The 16,242-nt window shown below is 70.8% G+C and carries 16 protein-coding genes; 15 read left to right on the top strand and 1 reads right to left on the bottom strand.

What is annotated here, in order from left to right; all coding sequences use genetic code 11:
• Positions 1-4 precede the first annotated feature (4 nt).
• From SSPS47_RS04845 to nusB, 13 genes are all read left to right on the top strand, one after another.
• Positions 5-379 carry a DUF6167 family protein gene (locus tag SSPS47_RS04845; RefSeq protein ID WP_164249003.1) on the top strand — a complete coding sequence of 125 codons (375 nt, stop codon included), beginning with the start codon at positions 5-7 and terminating at the stop codon, positions 377-379.
• A complete protein-coding gene (alaS, locus tag SSPS47_RS04840) occupies positions 379-3,048 on the top strand; it encodes an alanine--tRNA ligase (RefSeq protein WP_164249001.1) in 2,670 nt (889 codons plus the stop codon). The genes SSPS47_RS04845 and alaS overlap by 1 nt, the downstream gene beginning before the upstream one ends.
• A gap of 26 nt (positions 3,049-3,074) precedes the next feature.
• Positions 3,075-3,551 (top strand): Holliday junction resolvase RuvX, encoded by a 477-nt coding sequence (ruvX, locus tag SSPS47_RS04835; protein ID WP_237285771.1) that lies wholly within the window; start codon positions 3,075-3,077, stop codon positions 3,549-3,551.
• A gap of 191 nt (positions 3,552-3,742) precedes the next feature.
• A complete protein-coding gene (mltG, locus tag SSPS47_RS04830) occupies positions 3,743-5,626 on the top strand; it encodes an endolytic transglycosylase MltG (RefSeq protein ID WP_164248999.1) in 1,884 nt (627 codons plus the stop codon).
• Positions 5,613-6,458, top strand: a complete 846-nt coding sequence (locus SSPS47_RS04825; RefSeq protein ID WP_164248997.1) for a shikimate dehydrogenase — start codon at positions 5,613-5,615, stop codon at positions 6,456-6,458. Before mltG ends, SSPS47_RS04825 begins: the two co-directional genes overlap by 14 nt.
• 129 nt (positions 6,459-6,587) lie before the next feature.
• Positions 6,588-7,772 (top strand): chorismate synthase, encoded by a 1,185-nt coding sequence (aroC, locus tag SSPS47_RS04820; protein ID WP_164248995.1) that lies wholly within the window; start codon positions 6,588-6,590, stop codon positions 7,770-7,772.
• On the top strand, positions 7,769-8,335 hold the full coding sequence (locus tag SSPS47_RS04815) for a shikimate kinase (RefSeq protein ID WP_164248994.1): 567 nt from the start codon (positions 7,769-7,771) through the stop codon (positions 8,333-8,335). Before aroC ends, SSPS47_RS04815 begins: the two co-directional genes overlap by 4 nt.
• The gene (gene aroB, locus SSPS47_RS04810; protein WP_164248992.1) at positions 8,332-9,435 is read left to right on the top strand and encodes a 3-dehydroquinate synthase; all 1,104 of its coding nucleotides are present in this window, start codon (positions 8,332-8,334) and stop codon (positions 9,433-9,435) included. Before SSPS47_RS04815 ends, aroB begins: the two co-directional genes overlap by 4 nt.
• Positions 9,432-9,872 carry a type II 3-dehydroquinate dehydratase gene (aroQ, locus tag SSPS47_RS04805; RefSeq protein WP_078078325.1) on the top strand — a complete coding sequence of 147 codons (441 nt, stop codon included), beginning with the start codon at positions 9,432-9,434 and terminating at the stop codon, positions 9,870-9,872. Before aroB ends, aroQ begins: the two co-directional genes overlap by 4 nt.
• A 154-nt stretch (positions 9,873-10,026) precedes the next feature.
• Positions 10,027-11,037, top strand: coding sequence for an AAA family ATPase (locus tag SSPS47_RS04800; RefSeq protein ID WP_164248990.1), 1,011 nt, complete (start codon positions 10,027-10,029; stop codon positions 11,035-11,037).
• A gap of 105 nt (positions 11,038-11,142) precedes the next feature.
• Positions 11,143-12,255: an aminopeptidase P family protein gene (locus tag SSPS47_RS04795; protein WP_164248988.1), complete on the top strand. Its 1,113-nt coding sequence runs from the start codon at positions 11,143-11,145 to the stop codon at positions 12,253-12,255.
• A gap of 83 nt (positions 12,256-12,338) precedes the next feature.
• Positions 12,339-12,905, top strand: coding sequence for an elongation factor P (gene efp / locus SSPS47_RS04790; RefSeq protein WP_147877598.1), 567 nt, complete (start codon positions 12,339-12,341; stop codon positions 12,903-12,905).
• 2 nt (positions 12,906-12,907) lie between these two features.
• Positions 12,908-13,351 carry a transcription antitermination factor NusB gene (gene nusB / locus SSPS47_RS04785; RefSeq protein ID WP_147877597.1) on the top strand — a complete coding sequence of 148 codons (444 nt, stop codon included), beginning with the start codon at positions 12,908-12,910 and terminating at the stop codon, positions 13,349-13,351.
• A gap of 432 nt (positions 13,352-13,783) precedes the next feature.
• Here nusB and bldD read toward each other — a convergent pair whose 3' ends face one another.
• Positions 13,784-14,284 carry a transcriptional regulator BldD gene (gene bldD, locus SSPS47_RS04780; protein ID WP_023542978.1) on the bottom strand — a complete coding sequence of 167 codons (501 nt, stop codon included), beginning with the start codon at positions 14,282-14,284 and terminating at the stop codon, positions 13,784-13,786.
• A 216-nt stretch (positions 14,285-14,500) separates the two neighbouring features.
• On the opposite strand from bldD, the gene pyrR reads away from it, so the two are divergent.
• Entirely contained in the window at positions 14,501-15,076 is a 576-nt protein-coding gene (pyrR, locus tag SSPS47_RS04775; RefSeq protein WP_147877596.1) for a bifunctional pyr operon transcriptional regulator/uracil phosphoribosyltransferase PyrR, read from the top strand.
• A gap of 123 nt (positions 15,077-15,199) precedes the next feature.
• A complete protein-coding gene (locus tag SSPS47_RS04770) occupies positions 15,200-16,240 on the top strand; it encodes an aspartate carbamoyltransferase catalytic subunit (protein ID WP_164248986.1) in 1,041 nt (346 codons plus the stop codon).
• Positions 16,241-16,242 lie beyond the last annotated feature (2 nt).

Genomic DNA, 16,242 nt, shown 5'->3' with positions numbered 1-16,242 from the left:
GCCGATGTTCCGCCGTACGTTCTGGTTCACCGCGGGCGCGGCGGCCGGCGTGTGGGCCACCACCAAGGTCCACACCAAGCTCCGGCAGTTGACGCCCGAGAGCCTCGCCGCGCAGGCCGCCAACAAGGCGGTCGACGCCGGACACCGGCTCAAGGACTTCGCACTCGACGTCCGGGCCGGCATGGCCCAGCGCGAGTCCGAACTCGGTGAGGTGCTGGGGCTCGACACACCCGTCGACCCCCAACTCCCCGCGAGCCGCCGCCTCGCCGTCGAGTCCCGCGCGCCACACCGGTACGACGAGCACCGGTACGACCAAGACCACGACCACAGCGACAGATTCAACTCGCGTACACCGCACAACCGGAATGAGGACCACTGATGGAGTCGGCCGAAATCCGCCGCCGCTGGCTGCGCTTCTTCGAGGAGCGCGGGCACACCGTCGTCCCTTCGGCGTCGCTCATCGCGGACGACCCGACTCTGCTGCTGGTCCCCGCGGGCATGGTGCCCTTCAAGCCGTACTTCCTCGGTGAGGCCAAGCCGCCGGCCCCGCGCCTGACCAGCGTGCAGAAGTGCGTCCGTACGCCGGACATCGAAGAGGTCGGCAAGACCACCCGGCACGGCACGTTCTTCCAGATGTGCGGCAACTTCTCCTTCGGCGACTACTTCAAGGAAGGCGTCATCCCGCTCGCCTGGGAGCTGCTGACCAGCTCCGTGGCGGACGGCGGCTACGGCCTCGACCCGGAGAAGCTCTGGGTCACGGTCTACCTGGACGACGACGAGGCCGCCGACATCTGGACCGAGAAGGTCGGATTCCCCGCCGAGCGGCTCCAGCGGCTGGGTATGAAGGAGAACTACTGGTCCATGGGCGTACCCGGCCCCTGCGGACCCTGTTCGGAGATCTTCTACGACCGCGGCCCCGAGTTCGGCGAAGAGGGCGGCCCCGCCGTCAACGACGAGCGCTACGTGGAGATCTGGAACCTGGTCTTCATGCAGTACGAGCGCGGCGAGGGGGAGGGCAAGGAGAACTTCGAGATCCTGGGCGACCTCCCCTCCAAGAACATCGACACCGGCCTCGGCCTCGAACGTCTCGCCATGGTCCTCCAGGGCGTCCACAACATGTTCGAGATCGACACGTCGATGGCCGTCATCGACAAGGCCACCGAACTGACCGGTGTCCGCTACGGCGCCGACCCCGCCTCGGACGTCTCCCTGCGTATCGTCACCGACCACATGCGCACCTCCGTGATGCTCATCGGCGACGGGGTCACCCCCGGCAACGAGGGCCGCGGCTACGTCCTGCGCCGCATCCTGCGCCGCGCCGTACGCAACATGCGGCTCCTCGGCGCCACCGGACCGGTCGTCGCCGACCTGCTCGACGTCGTCATCGGGTCCATGGGCGAGCAGTACCCCGAGCTGATCACCGAACGCAAGCGCATCGAGACCGTCGCCCTCGCCGAGGAAGCCGCATTCCTCAAGGCCATCAAGGGCGGCACCAACATCCTCGACACCGCCGTCACCGAGACCAAGGCGGGCGGCGGCTCGGTCCTGGCCGGCGAGAAGGCGTTCCTGCTCCACGACACCTGGGGCTTCCCGATCGACCTCACCCTCGAAATGGCCGCCGAACAGGGCCTGTCCGTGGACGAGGACGGCTTCCGCCGGCTCATGAAGGAGCAGCGGGACCGGGCCAAGGCCGACGCCAAGGCCAAGAAGACCGGCCACGCCGACCTCTCCGCCTACCGAGAGGTCGCCGACACCTCCGGCTCCACCGAGTTCACCGGCTACACCGGCACCGAGGGCGAGTCGCGGATCGTCGGCCTGCTCGTCGACGGCGTGCCGTCGCCCGCCGCCACCGAGGGCGACGAGGTCGAGGTCGTACTCGACCGCACCCCGTTCTACGCCGAGGGTGGCGGCCAGCTCGCCGACCAGGGCCGGATCAAGCTCGACACCGGCGCCGTCGTCGAGGTGCGCGACGTCCAGCAGCCGGTCCCCGGCGTCTCCGTGCACAAGGGGTCCGTGCAGGTCGGCGAGGTCACGGTGGGCTCCGCCGCGTTCGCCGCCATCGACACCCGTCGCCGGCGCGCCATCGCCCGCGCCCACAGCGCCACCCATCTGACGCACCAGGCGCTGCGCGACGCGCTGGGCCCGACGGCCGCCCAGGCCGGTTCCGAGAACTCGCCGGGCCGCTTCCGCTTCGACTTCGGCTCGCCCGCCGCCGTACCCGGCACGGTCCTCACCGACGTCGAGCAGAAGATCAACGAAGTCCTCGCCCGTGAACTCGATGTCCAGGCCGAGGTCATGTCCATCGACGAGGCCAAGAAGCAGGGCGCCATCGCCGAGTTCGGCGAGAAGTACGGCGAGCGGGTCCGGGTCGTGACCATCGGCGACTTCTCCAAGGAGCTGTGCGGCGGCACGCACGTGCACAACACCGCCCAGCTCGGTCTGGTCAAGCTGCTCGGCGAGTCCTCGATCGGCTCCGGTGTGCGCCGTATCGAGGCGCTGGTCGGCGTGGACGCCTACAACTTCCTCGCCAGGGAGCACACGGTCGTCGCCCAGCTCCAGGAGCTGGTGAAGGGCCGCTCCGAGGAGCTGCCGGAGAAGATCGCCGGGATGCTCGCCAAGCTGAAGGACGCCGAGAAGGAGATCGAGAAGTTCCGCGCGGAGAAGGTGCTGGCCGCCGCCGCCGGACTGGTCGAGGGCGCCAAGGACGTACGGGGCACCGCCCTGGTCACCGGCCAGGTGCCGGACGGCACGTCCGCCGACGACCTGCGCAGGCTGGTGCTCGACGTGCGCGGGCGGATCGCCGGGGACCGGCCGGCCGTCGTCGCGCTGTTCACCACGGTGGGCGGTCGCCCGCTGACGGTGATCGCCACCAACGAGGCCGCCCGTGGGCGCGGACTCAAGGCCGGCGAGCTGGTGCGCGCCGCCGCCAAGACCCTTGGCGGAGGAGGCGGCGGCAAGCCGGACGTCGCCCAGGGCGGCGGTCAGAACCCGCAGGCCATCGGGGACGCCGTGGCCGCCGTCGAGCGTCTCGTCGCCGAGACGGCCTGAGGACACATGGCCGGGGACGTGAGGACGTGACGGCGCTCGTGCGCCGGGGCCGCAGACTGGCCGTCGACGTCGGGGACGCCCGGATCGGGGTCGCCTCGTGCGACCCCGACGGGGTCCTCGCGACGCCCGTGGAGACCGTACCGGGGCGTGATGTCCCGGCCGCCCACAGACGGCTCGTACAGCTGGTGGAGGAGTACGAGCCGATCGAGGTCGTGATCGGTCTTCCGCGCTCGCTCAGCGGCGGCGAGGGCCCGGCGGCGGTCAAGGTACGGGCGTTCGCGGAGGAAGTGGCCCGTCGTATCGCGCCTGTTCCGGTGCGTCTCGTGGATGAGAGAATGACCACGGTGACCGCCGGCCAGGGACTGCGCGCCTCGGGTGTGAAGGCCAAGAAGGGCAGGTCCGTCATCGATCAGGTGGCGGCCGTCATCATCCTGCAGAACGCGCTGGAGTCGGAGAGAGCGTCGGGCGCACCGCCGGGCGAGGGCGTGCGGGTCCAGACCTGAGACGCCTGATCAGGCGAAACCGGAACATACTTATGGTTGTCGGTCTGCGCGGATGAAGGTCGTCTGATCGCGATACGGTAACGTTCCGCGCGATGCGGCGGGGATTCGAACAACTGCCGCACAGAGAGAGGCGTTACGGACACCGGGCCATCCGCGCCCGGCACCGGCCGCCTCGCGGCTCTAGGGGATCGATGACTGACTATGGCCGGGGCCGAGGCCCTGAACCGTGGCACCCCGAGGACCCCCGTCACGGGGACCAGGGATGGGGGGCGCAGCAGGCCGCCGACGGCCGGGCCCCTTACGACGCCCAGGCTCAGCCTCAGCATCCCCACCCGCAGCAGCAGCAACACCCGCAGCAGCAGTACGACCCGCAGTACCCGTACGACGGTGGCTGGGACACGGGCCAGCAGCAGTACACGCAGCCGCAACACCCCCAGCAGCAGTACGACCCGCAGTACGACGGCGGTGGCTGGGACACCGGTCAGCAGCAGTACGTCCAGCAGCAGCCGCAACATCCGCAGCAGCACCCTCAGCACCAGCACCAGCCGCAGTACCCCCAACAGCAGTACGGCGACCCGCAGTACGACAACCAGCCCCAGTACGGCGGCGGTTGGGACACGGGCCAGCAAGGGGCCACGCCGTACGGCGAGAATCCCGGTGACCCCTACACGGGCGGGCAGGGCAGTCCCGGCTACGGCGGCGAGAGCCCCGACCCGTACGGCGCGTCCGACCCTTACCAGCAGCAGCGTCCACCGGTCCGCCGCCGGCAGGAGCCGCCCCCGCCGCCCCCGCAGCAGCCGGAGAACGACTGGGACGGCCCGCAGCCCGAGGAGACGCACCCGTTCTTCACCGGCGCGGACCACGACAGCGGGCGCGACGACGACCGTCCCCGCCTCCTCGACGACCGGGACGACGACCCGGAGTACGACGACGAGGGCGGCGGCCGGCGCGGCGGCGGCGGCGGCCGTGACCGCCGCGGCAAGTCGAAGAAGAAGCGCCGCGGCGGCGGCGCCTGCCTCGTGGCCTCCCTCGTCCTGGTCGCGGGTGTGGCCGGCGGCGGGTACTACGCCTACCGGTTCTGGCAGGATCGCTTCGGCCCGCCCGCCGACTTCTCGGGCGCAGGTACGGGCACCGTCCAGGTCGAGATCCCGCAGGGCGCCGGCCTCGCCGAAATGGGCGGTCTGCTCAAGAAGAGCGGCGTGGTCAAGAGCACGCAGGCATTCATCGACGCGGCGGGTGAGCACCCCAAGGGCGAAGCCATCCAGCCCGGTCTCTATCCGATGAAGAAGGAGATGTCGGCCAAGGCCGCGGTCGAGCTGATGACCAACCCGGCCAATCTGAATTCGCTGACCATCGCCGAGGGCGTCCGAGCCGTCAAGGTGTACGAGTTCATCGACACAAAGCTCAAGCTCGACCCCGGTACCACCGCGGACGTGGCCAAGGCCGAATCGGACAACCTCGGTCTGCCGGACTGGGCCGACGACGACAAGAACATAAAGGATCCGCTCGAAGGATTCCTCTACCCCGCGCGTTACGAGATCGGTGAGAAGACCAAGCCGCAGGACATCCTCAAGCAGATGGTCGCGCGCTCCAACCAGGAGTACGAGAAGTACGACCTGGAGGAATCGGCCGAGACGCTGGGTCTCGACTCGCCGCTCGACGTCGTCACGGTGGCCAGCCTGGTACAGGCCGAGGGAATCACGCACGACGACTTCAAGAAGATGGCGTCCGTCGTCTTCAACCGGCTCAAGCCGACGAACACCGCCACCAACCAGAAGCTTGAATTCGACTCGGCGTTCAACTATCTGAAGAACGAGTCCGAGATCGATATCTCCACCTCGGAGATCAGGAACAACCCCGACCCTTACAACACGTACTTCCACAAGGGTCTTCCTCCCGGTCCGATCGGAAATCCCGGCGCCGACGCGCTGAAAGCCACGAAGGCACCGGACCCGGGCGCCTGGATGTTCTTCATCTCCATTGACGGCAAGACCACCGAATTCACCAAGACCCTGGCCGAGCACGAGAAGCTGGTCAAGGAATTCAACGAGCGACGGAAGAATGCGAACGACTAGCACCACCGGACGCAGGGCGGCCGTCCTCGGATCGCCCATCGCGCACTCGCTCTCCCCGGTACTGCACCGGGCGGCGTACGCGGAACTCGGCCTCGCCGACTGGTCGTACGACCGCTTCGAGGTGGCCGAGGCACAGCTCCCGGCCTTTCTCGCGGGCCTCGACCCGTCCTGGGCCGGTCTCTCCCTGACCATGCCGCTGAAGCGAGCCGTCATTCCGCTGCTCGACGCCGTCAGCGGGACGGCCGCGTCGGTGGAGGCCGTCAACACCGTCGTCATCGACGGCGACGGCCGCCGCACGGGCGAGAACACCGACATCCCCGGCATGCTCGCCGCCCTGCGCGAGCGCGGCGTCACCGCCGTGCAGTCGGCGGCCGTCCTCGGCGCCGGCGCGACCGCCTCGTCCGCACTCGCCGCGCTCTCCCAGCTCTGTACGGGCCCGGTCACCGCCTACGTACGCAGTGCGGCCCGCGCGGCCGAGATGCGCGGCTGGGGGACACGGCTCGGTGTCGACGTCCGCACCGCCGACTGGTCCGACGCGGCCGACGCGCTCACCGCGCCACTGGTGATCGCGACGACGCCCGCCGGTGCGACCGACGCGCTGGCGCCGCGGGTCCCCGCCCGCCCCGGAACCCTCTTCGACGTGCTGTACGACCCCTGGCCCACCGCGCTCGCCGCGGCGTGGTCCGCGCAGGGCGGCCCCGTGGTCGGCGGCCTCGACCTCCTCGTGCACCAGGCCGTCATCCAGGTCGAGCTGATGACCGGCCGGACACCCGCACCGCTCGCCGTGATGCGCAAGGCCGGCGAACAGGCACTTGAGGTTCACCGGAGCTGACGGCTCGCCCGCCTATCCGCAGGCTGGACGAGTCACGGAACGGGGGGCCGGTCATGGCAGGATCGAGGACCTGAGGATGCGTACCGGATTCGTACCGTCGAAGCTGTCGAAAGTTACCGAGGAGCACCGTTGAGCAGGTTGCGCTGGCTGACCGCGGGGGAGTCGCACGGACCCGCACTCGTCGCGACTCTGGAGGGCCTTCCCGCGGGTGTGCCCATCACCACGGAGATCGTCGGCGATCATCTCGCCCGGCGGCGCCTGGGCTACGGACGCGGCGCCCGTATGAAGTTCGAGCGCGACGAGGTCACCTTCCTCGGCGGCGTACGGCACGGCCTGACCATGGGATCGCCGGTCGCGATCATGATCGGCAACACCGAGTGGCCCAAATGGGAACAGGTCATGGCGGCCGACCCGGTCGACCCCGAGGTGCTCGCCGGTCTCGCCCGCAACGAGCCCCTGACCCGCCCGCGCCCCGGTCACGCCGATCTCGCGGGCATGCAGAAGTACGGCGCGTCCGAGGCCCGGCCCATCCTGGAGCGTGCCAGCGCCCGCGAGACCGCGGCCAGGGTCGCGCTCGGCGCCGTCGCGCGGTCGTACCTGAAGGAGACCGCCGGGATCGAGATCGTGTCGCACGTCGTCGAACTGGCCACCGCCAGGGCCCCGTACGGCGTGTACCCGACCCCGGGCGACGTCGAGCGGCTCGACGCCGACCCCGCGCGCTGCCTCGACCCCGAGGCGAGTGACGCGATGGTCGCCGAGATCGACCAGGCCCACAAGGACGGCGACACCCTCGGCGGAGTGGTCGAGGTGCTGGCGTACGGCGTGCCCGTCGGGCTCGGCTCCCACGTCCACTGGGACCGCAGGCTCGACGCCCGGCTCGCCGCCGCACTCATGGGCATCCAGGCCATCAAGGGCGTCGAGGTCGGCGACGGCTTCGACCTCGCCCGCGTGCCCGGCTCCCGGGCGCACGACGAGATCATGGTCACCGACGAGGGCATCAGGCGCGCCTCGGGCCGCTCCGGCGGCACCGAAGGCGGTCTGACGACGGGTGAACTGCTGCGCGTACGGGCCGCGATGAAGCCCATCGCGACCGTGCCCCGCGCGCTCGCCACCGTCGACGTCGCCACCGGTGAGCCCGCCAAGGCGCATCACCAGCGCTCCGACGTCTGCGCGGTGCCCGCCGCGGGCATCGTCGCGGAGGCCATGGTCGCGCTGACCCTCGCCGACGCAGTGGCCGAGAAGTTCGGCGGCGACAGCGTGCCCGAGACCAGGCGCAACGTCGAGTCCTACCTCGTGAACCTGGTGGTCCGATGAGCGGCCCGCTGATCGTCCTCGTCGGCCCCATGGGCGTCGGCAAGACCACCGTCGGCGCGCTGCTCGCCGAACGCCTCGACACCGGCTACCGGGACACCGACGCGGACATCGTCGCCGCCGAGGGCCGGGAGATCTCGGACATCTTCTTCGAGGACGGCGAAGAGCACTTCCGCGAGCTGGAGCGGGCGTCCGTACGCAGCGCGCTCGCCGAACACCCCGGCGTCCTCGCGCTCGGCGGCGGCGCGATCCTCGACAAGGACACCCGCGAACTGCTCGCCGGGCTCCCGGTCGTCTATCTCTCCATGGAGGCGAACGAGGCGGTCCGCCGCACCGGGCTCGGGCTGGCCCGCCCGCTGCTCGCCATCAACCCCCGCCAGCAGTGGAAGCAGTTGATGGAGGAGCGCCGCGCCCTCTACACGGAGGTCGCGCGCGCGGTCGTCCCGACCGACGAGCGGGCGCCCGAGGAAGTCGCCGAAGCCGTCATCGAGGCGCTCGAACTGGGCCCGGCGGCCGTTCCCGGCGCGGATCCGTCCGCCACCCCCGGCAAGGAGAACCAGACATGACGACGGACCAGGACCAGCAGGTCACCCGGATCCAGGTCGGCGGCACCGCCGGCCACGACCCGTACGAGGTGCTGATCGGCCGGCGGCTGCTGGGCGAGCTGCCCGTACTCGTCGGCCCCCGGGCCAAGCGTGTCGCCGTCCTCCACCCGGAGGCGCTCGCCGAGACCGGGGAGACCCTGCGCCAGGACCTGGCGGACCAGGGGTACGAGGCGGTCGCCATCCAGCTCCCCAACGCGGAGGAGGCCAAGACCGTCGAGGTCGCCGCCTACTGCTGGAAGGCGCTCGGCCAGACCGGTTTCACCCGCAGCGACGTCATCGTCGGAGTCGGCGGCGGCGCCACGACCGATGTCGCGGGCTTCGTCGCCGCGACCTGGCTGCGCGGGGTGCGGTGGATCGCCGTACCGACGACCGTACTCGGCATGGTCGACGCGGCGATCGGCGGCAAGACCGGCATCAACACCGCCGAGGGCAAGAACCTCGTCGGCGCCTTCCACCCGCCCGCCGGAGTCCTCTGCGACCTCGCGGCGCTGGACTCGCTGCCCGTGCACGACTACGTGAGCGGCATGGCCGAGATCATCAAGGCGGGATTCATCGCCGATCCGGCCATTCTCGATCTGGTGGAGGCCGATCCCGAAGGCGCGCGTACTCCCGCCGGACCGCACACCGCCGAACTGATCGAGCGCTCCATCCGGGTCAAGGCCGAGGTCGTGTCCAACGACCTCAAGGAGTCCGGCGTACGCGAGATCCTCAACTACGGTCACACCCTCGCCCACGCCATCGAGAAGAACGAACGCTACAAATGGCGGCACGGCGCGGCCGTCTCCATCGGCATGGTCTTCGCCGCCGAACTGGGCCGGCTTGCCGGCCGTCTCGACGACGCCACCGCCGACCGGCACAGCGACGTCCTCAAGTCCGTCGGACTGCCGCTGACCTACCGCGGCGACCAGTGGCCCAAGCTGCTCGAAACCATGAAGGTCGACAAGAAGTCCCGCGGTGACCTGCTGCGTTTCATCGTCCTCGACGGTCTGGCCAAGCCGACCGTGCTGGAGGGACCGGACCCGGCGGTGCTGCTCGCCGCGTACGGGGAGGTGTCCGAGTGACCCGTCGGGTCCTGGTGCTCAACGGCCCCAACCTGGGCCGCCTCGGCTCGCGCGAACCGGACGTCTACGGCTCCGTCTCGTACGCCGGACTTGTGGAGACCTGCCAGTCGACCGGCAAGGAACTGGGCCTGGACGTCGACGTGCGCGAGACGAACGACGAGGGCGAACTGATCCGCTGGCTGCACGAGGCGGCCGACGGATCGATCCCCGTCGTGCTCAACCCCGGGGCGTTCACGCACTATTCGTACGGAATGCGGGACGCCGCCGCGCAGCGCACCGCGCCGCTGATCGAGGTGCACATCTCGAACCCGTACACACGCGAGGAATTCCGCCACACGTCGGTCGTCGCGGCGGTCGCCAGTGGCACGATCGCGGGGTTCGGCATCGGCTCCTACCGGCTGGCGCTGCGTGCCGTCGCCGAGGAACTCGACGGCTGACGGCGGCCGGTGGGGAAGCCCGAACGGGCGGCCGGGCACTCGGAGCGGGTTTTCGACGTTCTTCCGGGGACGGCCGGTGACGGTACCGTTCGAAAGCAAGTCGGCCCGGTGGCCGAGCGATCAGCGTCAGACGTACGAGACGGAGTGGCACCGGATGCAGCACGCAGTGGGGGCTCCGCTGCCGCCTCCCCATGGCTCGGCGCACGGCGCGGGCGATCAGGGGCCGGGCGGCTGGACGCAGGGCTCCCCGCCCCACGGTCCGCCACCGCACGGCGCACCGCACTCCGGCCCGCCGGCCGGCCCTCCCGCGCCCCACGGGCACGCGCCCGTCCCGGGCGCGGCGCCGTACGGCGGGCAGCCGGGCCCCGGTGGCCCGCCGGGTCCGCACGCGCACGGCGCGCCGCCGCCGCACGGCGCCCCGCATCCGGGTCCGCCACCGGGCGGCCGCCCCAGCGGACCGCAGCGGATCCCTCCGGCGCCGCCGGGGACCCCCGTGCCCCAGCAGGGCCCGCCGGCCCCGCCGCCGGACTCGACCGGGCACATCCAGTTGCCGCCGGGCGGGCCGGTCCCGCTCCCCGTACCGCATCCCGCCGACAGCGGTACGGGCGCCGCCACGCTCGCCGTCCTGCTGATCGGACCCGCCGGTGCGGGCAAGACGACCGTCGCCCGGCACTGGGCGGCCCGCCGACAGGTCCCCACCGCGCACATCAGCCTCGACGACGTACGCGAATGGGTCTGCTCCGGCTTCGCCGACCCGCAGTCGGGGTGGAACGACCACTCCGAGGCGCAGTACCGGCTGGCCCGCCGCACCTGCGGCTTCGCCGCCCGTAACTTCCTCGCCAACGGGATCTCCTGCATCCTCGACGACGCGGTCTTCCCCGACCGCCCCGTCGTCGGACTCGGCGGCTGGAAGCGCCACGTCGGCCCCGGCCTGCTGCCCGTCGTCCTGCTGCCGGGCCTGGAGATCGTGCTGGAGCGCAACGCGGAGCGCAGCGGCAACCGCAGGCTCTCGGACGAGGAAGTGGCGGGCATCCACGGCCGGATGGCCGGCTGGTACGGCTCCGGACTGCCGATCATCGACAACTCGAAGTACGACGTCGAGACCACGGCCCGGGTCCTGGACGACGTACTCGCCCGGTCGATCGCGAGCCCGCCGGCCTGGTAGCGGGCGCCCGGCGGGGCGTCCGGGTCCGGGGCCGCCCGGTGCGGCGGCCACCCCGGTCGGACGCGCCGACGCGCCGAGCCGGGCCCGCGCTCATAGGCTCGGTACATGTCAGAGGTGTTCGCGGTCCGTCGCGGCCGGCTGCGCGACCGGTGCTCCGCGGCCGGCACCGATGCAGCCCTGGTGTCACTGCCCGCCAACGTCCGCTATCTCGCCGGCGGTGCTCCACCGGGCGCCGTCCTGCTGCTCGGCGTCGCCGACCGGCGCGACGTACTGCTCTGTCCCCGTACCTCCACCGGCGACCCCGCCGACGGCCGCCCCGACGAGCAGCTGCGGCTGAGCGTGCTGCCCACCGCGACGGGCGATCCGGCCGTCGCCGCCGCGGACCTCCTCGATCCGGCCGCGGCCCGCACCCTCGCCGTCGAGGAACACCACCTGACCGTCGCCCGCCACCGAGCCATCCGTTCCGTGGCACCCCGGCTGCTCCTCGCCGATCTCGGCCGCACCGTGGAACAGCAGCGGACGGTCAAGGACGAGGAGGAGATCTCGCAGCTGCGGATCGCCGCCGAGATCTCCGACCAGGCACTGGGTGAACTGCTCGAATCGATCCTCGTCGGCCGCACCGAACGGCATCTCGCCCTGGAGCTGGAGCGGCGCCTGGTCGACCACGGCGCGGACGGGCCGGCGTTCCGGACCTCGGTCGCCACCGGCCCGAACTCGGGCCGCGCCGACCACCGGCCGTCGGACCGCAGGGTCGAGGAGGGCGATTTCCTCTCCGTACGCCTCGGTGCCAACTACCACGGGTACCGCTGCGAGATCGGCCGCACCTTCGTCATCGGATCGTCGCCCGCCGACTGGCAGATCGATCTGTACGACCTGGTGTTCGCCGCACAACGGGCAGGTCGGGAGGCTCTGACGCCCGGAACCGCCTACCGCGACGTGGACCGCGCGGCCCGCCGGCCGCTGGAGTCGGCGGGGTACGGGGAAGGGCTCGCGGCCCGTACGGGGCACGGTGTCGGGCTCGAAATCGACGAGGACCCGCAGTTGGCACCCACCGCCATGGGTAAACTGGACGCTTGTGTGCCGGTCACCGTCGAACCGGGGGTCCACCTCCCGGGCCGGGGCGGTGTCCGGATCGATGACACGCTCGTCGTCCGCCCCCTGGCGGACGGCGGACCCGAGCTACTCACCATTACGACCAAGGAACTGCTCGCGCTGTAGTGCTCCGGCAAGGTTTTCGCCGGTCGCGGTGGTGGCGCGCACCCGTGGTCCCACCCCGCTTCAGTCCAGGAGATTCCGCAACCGTGGCTTCCACGAACGACCTCAAGAACGGCATGGTTCTCAAGCTCGACTCCGGCCAGCTCTGGTCCGTCGTCGAGTTTCAGCATGTCAAGCCCGGCAAGGGCCCCGCCTTTGTGCGCACCAAGCTGAAGAACGTGCTCTCCGGCAAGGTCGTCGACAAGACCTTCAACGCCGGCGTGAAGGTCGAGACGGCCAACGTCGACCGCCGCGACATGCAGTTCTCGTACATGGACGGCGAGTACTTCGTCTTCATGGACATGGGCACCTACGACCAGATCCACATCAGCCGGGAGATCGTCGGCGACGCCGCGAACTTCCTCCTGGAGGGCTTCGAGGCCACGGTGGCGATGTACGAGGGCAACGCGCTCTACGTCGAGCTGCCCGCCGCCGTCGAACTGGTCATCGAGCACACCGACCCCGGCGTGCAGGGCGACCGCTCCACCGGCGGATCCAAGCCCGCGAAGCTGGAGACCGGTTACGAGATCGGTGTCCCGCTCTTCATCACGACCGGCGAGAAGATCAAGGTCGACACGCGCTCCGGTGAGTACCTCGGCCGGGTGAACAGCTAACCGTGGCTGCCCGCAACAAGGCCCGTAAGCGCGCCTTCCAGATCCTCTTCGAGGCCGACCAGCGCGGGGCGCCCGTGCAGACGGTCCTCGCGGACTGGCTGCGGCACGCCCGGACCGACGACCGCCAGCCGCCGGTCAGCGAATACACGATGGAGCTGGTCGAGGGGTACGCGCGGTACGCGGACCGGATCGACGAGCTCATCACCACCTACTCGGTGGGCTGGACGCTCGACCGCATGCCGGTCGTCGACAGGAACATCGTGCGGCTCGGCACGTACGAACTGGTGTGGGTGGACGGCACGCCCGACGCCGTGGTGATCGACGAGGCGGTACAGCTCGCCAAGGAGTTCTCCACCGACGACTCGCCGTCCTTCGTGAACGGCCTCCTCGGCCGGTTCAAGGACCTCAAGCCGAGCCTGCTCCGCGCCGACGCCGACGCCGAGTAGCTCCCGCAGCTCCCTTCCCGGGCGGTCTCGCGGCCCGGGAACGCCGATCGCCGGCCGGACCGCACTCGCGGTCCGGCCGGCGATCGAAGTCGGCCGAGATCGAAGCCGGCCGTCGGCCACTGGGCCATTCGTGTGACACGCGGCCCGATCGCCCGCCGCCGCGCCTGTACGCGCGTTCGACCCGGCGGTGTGTATGAGTGACATCTCTCTCGCGCCGCGCGACGCCGCCGTGCTCATCGGATCCGCGGGGGCCACCGACGCCGTCTGTGCGCTCCCGGCGACGGACCTGCGCCCCGGGGAGCCACACGGCGCCCGACACGCGCGCACCGGGCGACCACGGCCCTTGCCGAGGGCGGCACGCCAAAGGGGCGGCCCGCCGATCGCGGTCCGCCCCTGTCGGATGTGACGTTTCTGCTGTTCTGTACCGCGGTGTCAGCCCTCGTCGTGAGCCACGGCGCGGCGCGCGTCCGCGTCCAGCACACCCCAGCTGATCAGCTGCTCGGTGAGGACCGACGGAGACTGGTCGTAGATGACCGCGAGCGTGCGCAGGTCGTCCTGGCGGATCGACAGCACCTTGCCGTTGTAGTCACCGCGCTGGCTCTGGATGGTCGCCGCGTAACGCTGGAGCGGGCCCGCCTTCTCCTGGGGCACATGGGCGAGACGCTCCAGGTCCAGGACGAGCTTCGGCGGCGGCTCGGCGGCTCCGCCGGGCGTCGTGCCCGGCAGCAGCTCCTGCACCGGGACACCGTAGAAATCGGCCAGCTCGGCGAGGCGCTGCACCGTCACCGCGCGGTCGCCGCGCTCGTACGACCCCACCACCACTGCCTTCCAGCGGCCCTGTGACTTCTCCTCCACGCCGTGGAGGGAAAGGCCCTGCTGGGTGCGGATGGCGCGGAGCTTGGCCCCGAGCTGCTTTGCGTATTCGCTGGACATATGGCTCCCCGGACGCTGGGACAATCTGCGGCTCCGCCGCGTGGCTGGTAACTCACTGTGAGGTTACGCAGCGTGACTTGGATGCGTCAAGCCGAATGGTCCGTACCCGCCCCTCCACAAGTCCGGAAAAGGGCGCCGGACCTGGTAATGTCGACGGCGCAAATCCGACGTCCTTTAACGTCCGTCCCGTGAGGCGGAGAAGGAGGTCCGTTTCTTATGGACACGCACAGCTCTGATGCCGCCCGCCCCGTGCTGGAGGCACCCGACATCGCACGGGCACTGACCCGTATCGCCCACGAGATCGTCGAACGTGCCAAGGGCGCCGACGACGTGGTCCTGCTCGGCATCCCCACCCGTGGCGTCTTCCTGGCCCGGCGGCTGGCCGACAAGCTCGAAGAGATCACCGGCGGCAAGATCCCGGTCGGCTCCCTCGACATCACGATGTACCGCGACGACCTGCGTATGCGGCCCGCCCGCGCACTGGCCCGCACCGACATCCCGGCCGACGGCGTCGACGGACGTCTCGTCGTCCTCGTGGACGACGTGCTCTTCTCCGGCCGCACGATCCGCGCCGCCCTCGACGCGCTGGGCGACATCGGCCGGCCGCGCGCGGTCCAGCTCGCCGTCCTCGTCGACCGCGGCCACCGCGAACTGCCCATTCGCGCCGACTACGTGGGCAAGAACCTCCCCACCTCGCTGCGCGAGACCGTCAAGGTCCAGCTCGCCGAGGAGGACGGCCGCGACACCGTGCTGCTGGGCCTGCGCGGGACCGACCCGGCCGGCGAGCGGTAGCGGGCCCCTCCCGTACACCGCAGACCCGTACACGGCCCGCGCGTCGGCGCGCCCTGACGCCGCCGTGCCCGCCCGGGGAGACCCGGGAACCCGGAACCACCTCCACACAACGGAGCACACCCGATGCTGCGCCTCCCAGGGGCAAGCCCCCGAACCCCCGGCCATCTCATCTCCGCCGCCGATCTCACCCGCGACGACGCCGTACTGATCCTCGACACCGCCGAGGAGATGGCCAGGGTCGCCGACCGGCCCATCAAGAAGCTGCCGACGCTGCGCGGCCGTACCGTCGTCAACCTCTTCTTCGAGGACTCGACCCGCACCCGGATCTCCTTCGAGGCCGCCGCCAAGCGGCTGTCCGCCGATGTCATCAACTTCTCGGCCAAGGGCTCGTCGGTCTCCAAAGGAGAGTCGCTCAAGGACACCGCGCTGACCCTGGAGGCGATGGGCGCCGACGCCGTCGTCATCCGGCACGGCTCCTCCGGCGCCCCGTACCGGCTCGCCAACTCCGGCTGGATCGACGGCGCCGTCATCAACGCGGGTGACGGCACGCACGAACATCCCACCCAGGCCCTGCTCGACGCCTTCACCATGCGCCGCAGGCTGGTCGGCGCCGACGCGGGCATCGGCCGGGACCTCGAAGGCCGCCGCATCACGATCGTCGGCGACATCCTGCACAGCCGGGTCGCCCGCTCCAACGTCCTGCTGCTGCACACGCTCGGCGCCGAGGTCACCCTCGTCGCCCCGCCGACCCTGGTGCCGATCGGCGTCGAGAAGTGGCCCTGCGAGGTGTCGTACGACCTGGACCGGGTGCTGCCCAAGTCCGACGCCGTGATGATGCTGCGGGTCCAGCGTGAGCGGATGAACGCCGCGTTCTTCCCGACCGAGCGCGAGTACTCACGGCGCTACGGGCTCGACGGCGAGCGGATGGCCCGGATGCCCGACAACTCGATCGTCATGCACCCCGGCCCGATGAACCGGGGCATGGAGATCACCGCCGAGGTCGCCGACTCCGACCGCTGCACGGCCGTCGAGCAGGTCGCCAACGGCGTCTCGACCCGGATGGCCGTCCTGTATCTGCTTCTGGGCGGTGCTGTGTTCAATTCACCGACCGTGCCCGCCGTCACCCATTCCCGTCCGGCGTCCGCCACCGAGGAGAACAAGTAACC

The organism is Streptomyces sp. S4.7 (genome assembly GCF_010384365.1).
Taxonomy (GTDB): domain Bacteria; phylum Actinomycetota; class Actinomycetes; order Streptomycetales; family Streptomycetaceae; genus Streptomyces.
Note: the sequence above shows the minus strand (reverse complement) of the source record. Positions and strands in the feature narration are given on the sequence as shown.

Bases quoted from the DNA above. Each gene is read 5' to 3' on its own strand.
- SSPS47_RS04845 (WP_164249003.1), top strand. From the start codon at position 5: ATGTTCCGCCGTACGTTCTGGTTCACCGCGGGCGCGGCGGCCGGCGTG.
- alaS (WP_164249001.1), top strand. From the start codon at position 379: ATGGAGTCGGCCGAAATCCGCCGCCGCTGGCTGCGCTTCTTCGAGGAG.
- mltG (WP_164248999.1), top strand. From the start codon at position 3,743: ATGACTGACTATGGCCGGGGCCGAGGCCCTGAACCGTGGCACCCCGAG.
- SSPS47_RS04825 (WP_164248997.1), top strand. From the start codon at position 5,613: ATGCGAACGACTAGCACCACCGGACGCAGGGCGGCCGTCCTCGGATCG.
- SSPS47_RS04815 (WP_164248994.1), top strand. From the start codon at position 7,769: ATGAGCGGCCCGCTGATCGTCCTCGTCGGCCCCATGGGCGTCGGCAAG.
- aroB (WP_164248992.1), top strand. From the start codon at position 8,332: ATGACGACGGACCAGGACCAGCAGGTCACCCGGATCCAGGTCGGCGGC.
- SSPS47_RS04800 (WP_164248990.1), top strand. From the start codon at position 10,027: ATGCAGCACGCAGTGGGGGCTCCGCTGCCGCCTCCCCATGGCTCGGCG.
- SSPS47_RS04795 (WP_164248988.1), top strand. From the start codon at position 11,143: ATGTCAGAGGTGTTCGCGGTCCGTCGCGGCCGGCTGCGCGACCGGTGC.
- bldD (WP_023542978.1), bottom strand. From the start codon at position 14,284: ATGTCCAGCGAATACGCAAAGCAGCTCGGGGCCAAGCTCCGCGCCATC.
- pyrR (WP_147877596.1), top strand. From the start codon at position 14,501: ATGGACACGCACAGCTCTGATGCCGCCCGCCCCGTGCTGGAGGCACCC.
- SSPS47_RS04770 (WP_164248986.1), top strand. From the start codon at position 15,200: ATGCTGCGCCTCCCAGGGGCAAGCCCCCGAACCCCCGGCCATCTCATC.